Raw genomic sequence first — 5,000 nt, forward strand, 5'->3', positions numbered from 1 at the left:
ATTAATAAACTTTAAAGTGGGCTGCAAAACAATTTCACTTAAAATACTCGATATTTTATTAACAGAGCGCTTTGACAATAATCTAACAACTTTACCAAACAATAATAAAAGCTTTATTGGTGTTAAAGATTATATGGATATACCAACACCTGTTTTTGATTTAGGTATTATTTTAAATAATATCTCAACTGAACAAAGTAATACGCATGTACTAAAGCAACTAAGAACATGGCAAGACAAACTATTAAACTGGTTTAATACCCTTCAAAGTAACTTGTTAAATAGCTCGGCTTCTATTTCAAATAATGACGCCGAACTACAAGATTTTGTGCTATTTTACAAGGAATTCAACACCGACAATGAAGACTTAAAATTAACAATGTCTCGGCTTGATGAGCCTTTCCAATCATTACTAGAGACAGCAAAAGCAGCTATAGCAGCCCATAATCAAAGTGATCATAAACACACATCAGCTCTGCTCGAGAAAATTAAGCGCAATAGTCTAATTCAGCTTGAGCGTTTATTTGAATCAGCTAAAGAGCAAATAACCTTAGACTATAAACCTATAATTGTTTTCACCACCAAAGACGGACTAAATCCACATGTTGGTTTATTAGTAGATAAGGTTGAAGATAATATTGACTATAAAAAAGAAGACATAAAGCCACTGGATAAGCTCACTGAGGTTGGTTTTGATCTAGACCCACAAACTAAAAATATGATGCGAGGATTAATCAAGCTCCCCCAAAAACACAGTGTATTAATTGATCCAAGCGTAATATTTAAACCAACCCAAATAGAAGAACCCGAAAGTGAAGAAACCCAAGCTTACGGATTATTTTAAATAGCCTTTAGATTTGGCTATAAACTTTAGTACTGGAATAATGAGCTATTCCGCTCAACTTGTACATTTAGATGAATAGAAGAATCGAGTATGTAATGTCCGTTACTCCCCATATTTCACTTTTCTGCAGATGTAAAAAAGCCCGACTATTTCTAGTCAGGCTCTCTACAATTTGAGGTCTGTGCGCTACGCAGTAGAATGTCGTAGTGCCCACAGCGGTGGAGAGCCACAGTGAAATGCTACACTCTCTTTGTGTCGGGAGTCGCTGTGCTCGCCCGACCTACGTGATGGTGTTGCTATGAGTGTGTTAATTCGCACATTTCATTTTCTGCAGACGTAAAAAAGCCGACTATTTCTAGTCATGCTCTCTACAATTTTAAGCCTTGTGATGTCGTAGTGCCCACAGCGGTGGAGAGTCACAGTGAAATGCTACACTATCTTTGTGTCGCGATATGAGTGTATGTTAATTGCGCATATTTCACTTTTCTTATTTTAATTATTAAGGTTAAAGTCCTTCGACTGAATTTGAAGCCTGGTAATGTCCTACTTTCACATAGCAAATGCTACACTATCATCGGCGCTGTTTCGTTTCACTACTGAGTTCGGCATGGAATCAGGTGGGTCCAAAACGCTATTGTCACCAAGCAAATTAGGGCGTTAATCCGTATCTCTACGCATTAACTGAATTTGGAAAATATCTGATAATATTTTTTAAGTCTTTCTTTAAGTAATTTCTACTTTAGTTATATTAACTTCTGTCTAAACTGTCGCATAAAACGCGTTTGGCGTTGTATGGTTAAGCCTCACGGGTAATTAGTACAAGTTAGCTTAATGGCTCACACCACTTCCACATCTTGCCTATCAACGTTGTAGTCTTCAACGGCCCTTCAGAGACTTTAAAAGTCTAGTGAGAACTCATCTCGAGGCCTGCTTCGCGCTTAGATGCTTTCAGCGCTTATCAGTTCCGAACGTAGCTACCGGGCAATGCCATTGGCATGACAACCCGAACACCAGCGGTTCGTTCACTCCGGTCCTCTCGTACTAGGAGCAACCCCTCTCAATTCTCAAACGCCCACGGCAGATAGGGACCGAACTGTCTCACGACGTTCTAAACCCAGCTCGCGTACCACTTTAAATGGCGAACAGCCATACCCTTGGGACCGACTTCAGCCCCAGGATGTGATGAGCCGACATCGAGGTGCCAAACACCGCCGTCGATATGAACTCTTGGGCGGTATCAGCCTGTTATCCCCGGAGTACCTTTTATCCGTTGAGCGATGGCCCTTCCATTCAGAACCACCGGATCACTATGACCTACTTTCGTACCTGCTCGACGTGTCTGTCTCGCAGTTAAGCTGGCTTCTACCATTACACTAACCGTACGATGTCCGACCGTACTTAGCCAACCTTCGTGCTCCTCCGTTACTCTTTAGGAGGAGACCGCCCCAGTCAAACTACCCACCAGGCACTGTCCGTAACCCCGATTCAGGGGCCAACGTTAGAACATCAAAACTACAAGGGTGGTATTTCAAGGACGACTCCACAACAACTAGCGTCGCTGCTTCAAAGTCTCCCACCTATCCTACACATGTAGGTTCAATGTTCAGTGCCAAGCTGTAGTAAAGGTTCACGGGGTCTTTCCGTCTAGCCGCGGGTACACAGCATCTTCACTGCGATTTCAATTTCACTGAGTCTCGGGTGGAGACAGCGTGGCCATGGTTACACCATTCGTGCAGGTCGGAACTTACCCGACAAGGAATTTCGCTACCTTAGGACCGTTATAGTTACGGCCGCCGTTTACCGGGGCTTCGATCAAGAGCTTCTCCCTAAGGATAACCCCATCAATTAACCTTCCGGCACCGGGCAGGTGTCACACCGTATACGTCATCTTGCGATTTTGCACAGTGCTGTGTTTTTAATAAACAGTCCCAGCCACCTGGTCACTGCGGCTCCCGTCCGCTTAGAGAGCAAGTCTCATCACAGATAGGAGCGTACCTTCTCCCGAAGTTACGGTACGATTTTGCCTAGTTCCTTCACCCGAGTTCTCTCAAGCGCCTTAGTATTCTCTACCTGACCACCTGTGTCGGTTTGGGGTACGATTCCATATAATCTGAAGCTTAGAGGCTTTTCCTGGAAGTATGGCATCAACAACTTCATCACCTTAGTGACTCGTCTCGTGTCTCAGTCTTAACAGCAACCCGGATTTACCTAAGTCACCAACCTACTCACTTTCACATGGACTACCAACGCCATGCTTGTTTAGCCTGCTCCGTCCCCCCATCGCAATTATATCGAGTACAGAAATATTAATCTGTTTCCCATCGACTACGCCTTTCGGCCTCGCCTTAGGGGTCGACTTACCCTACCCTGATTAACATGGGATAGGAACCCTTGGTCTTCCGGCGTGGGAGTTTTTCACTCCCATTATCGTTACTCATGTCAGCATTCGCACTTCTGATACGTCCAGCATACCTCCCGGTACACCTTCAACCGCTTACAGAACGCTCCCCTACCACTCAGAATAAATTCTGAATCCGCAGCTTCGGTGCATAGTTTAGCCCCGTTACATCTTCCGCGCAGACCGACTCGACCAGTGAGCTATTACGCTTTCTTTAAAGGATGGCTGCTTCTAAGCCAACCTCCTGGCTGTCTGGGCCTTTCCACATCGTTTCCCACTTAACTATGACTTTGGGACCTTAGCTGGCGGTCTGGGTTGTTTCCCTCTTCACGACGGACGTTAGCACCCGCCGTGTGTCTCCCGGATATTACTTTACGGTATTCGGAGTTTGCAAAGGGTTGGTAAGTCGGGATGACCCCCTAGCCTTAACAGTGCTCTACCCCCGTAAGTATTCGTCCGAGGCTCTACCTAAATAGATTTCGGGGAGAACCAGCTATCTCCCGGTTTGATTAGCCTTTCACTCCTAGCCACAGGTCATCCCCTAACTTTTCAACGTTAGTGGGTTCGGTCCTCCAGTTGATGTTACTCAACCTTCAACCTGCCCATGGCTAGATCACCGGGTTTCGGGTCTATACCTTGCAACTAGTCGCCCAGTTAAGACTCGGTTTCCCTACGGCTACCCTATTCGGTTAACCTCGCTACAAAATATAAGTCGCTGACCCATTATACAAAAGGTACGCAGTCACCCAACAAGTGGGCTCCTACTGCTTGTACGTACACGGTTTCAGGTTCTATTTCACTCCCCTCACAGGGGTTCTTTTCGCCTTTCCCTCACGGTACTGGTTCACTATCGGTCAGTTGGGAGTATTTAGCCTTAGATGATGGTCCACCTATATTCAGTCAAAGTTTCACGTGCTCCGACCTACTCGATTTCACTTAAAATGTCTTTTCATGTACGGGACTATCACCCTGTATCGTGGCACTTTCCAGAGCCTTCCATTAACACATAATAAGCTTAAGGGCTGTTCCGATTTCGCTCGCCGCTACTTTCGGAATCTCGGTTGATTTCTTTTCCTACGGGTACTTAGATGTTTCAGTTCTCCGCGTTCGCCTCGTTAACCTATGTATTCAGTTAACGATACCTGCAAGCAGGTGGGTTTCCCCATTCGGAAATCCTAGTCTCAAGCGCTTTTTACTAGCTTGACTAGGCTTATCGCAAGTTAATACGTCCTTCATCGCCTCCAACTGCCAAGGCATCCACCGTGTACGCTTAGTCACTTAACCATACAACCCAAACGGGTCTTTGTTTTGTGACAGTTTAACTTCGCCAGAAGTTAATATTGAATACTAAAGTAGATACCAATCAATCAACGTAAAACGTTAATCAAATGGCACTGAATGGTACTGCTACCATTCTTTTTTACTTTTGAAAACTCTTGATAAATACAATGTATCTATCAGAATTTTATTATCAGCTTTTCCAAATTTTTAAAGAGCATATTAATTAGTTATTCCGAAGAACAAGCACTAATTAACAATCATCTGTGTGGACACTACGAACAAATAAGTTCTAAATCGTATAAGGAGGTGATCCAGCCCCAGGTTCCCCTAGGGCTACCTTGTTACGACTTCACCCCAGTCATGAATCACTCCGTGGTAAACGTCCTCCCGAGGGTTAGACTATCTACTTCTGGAGCAACCCACTCCCATGGTGTGACGGGCGGTGTGTACAAGGCCCGGGAACGTATTCACCGCGTC

At 44.7% G+C, this 5,000-nt stretch carries 1 protein-coding gene and 3 rRNA genes (1 of these 4 running past the window's edge); 1 reads left to right on the top strand and 3 read right to left on the bottom strand.

The window, feature by feature from the left end; all coding sequences use genetic code 11:
* The coding region (locus tag H5072_RS09210) for a chemotaxis protein (RefSeq protein ID WP_182693349.1) at nt 1-844 on the top strand (844 nt) is incomplete at its 5' end.
* A gap of 530 nt (nt 845-1,374) precedes the next feature.
* On the opposite strand, the gene rrf is transcribed toward H5072_RS09210, so the two are convergent.
* The 3 genes from rrf to H5072_RS09225 all read right to left on the bottom strand — a co-directional run.
* Nucleotides 1,375-1,489: ribosomal RNA gene (rrf, locus tag H5072_RS09215) — 5S ribosomal RNA — on the bottom strand.
* Nucleotides 1,490-1,636: 147 nt separating this feature from the next.
* Nucleotides 1,637-4,526, bottom strand: a 23S ribosomal RNA gene (locus H5072_RS09220).
* Nucleotides 4,527-4,822: 296 nt separating this feature from the next.
* Nucleotides 4,823-5,000, bottom strand: a 16S ribosomal RNA gene (locus tag H5072_RS09225) (it continues 1,358 nt past the right edge of the window).
* Together the 16S, 23S and 5S rRNA genes form the textbook arrangement of a ribosomal RNA operon.

This window comes from Pseudoalteromonas sp. SR45-5 (genome assembly GCF_014163565.1).
GTDB classification, from domain to species: Bacteria; Pseudomonadota; Gammaproteobacteria; order Enterobacterales; family Alteromonadaceae; genus Pseudoalteromonas; species Pseudoalteromonas distincta.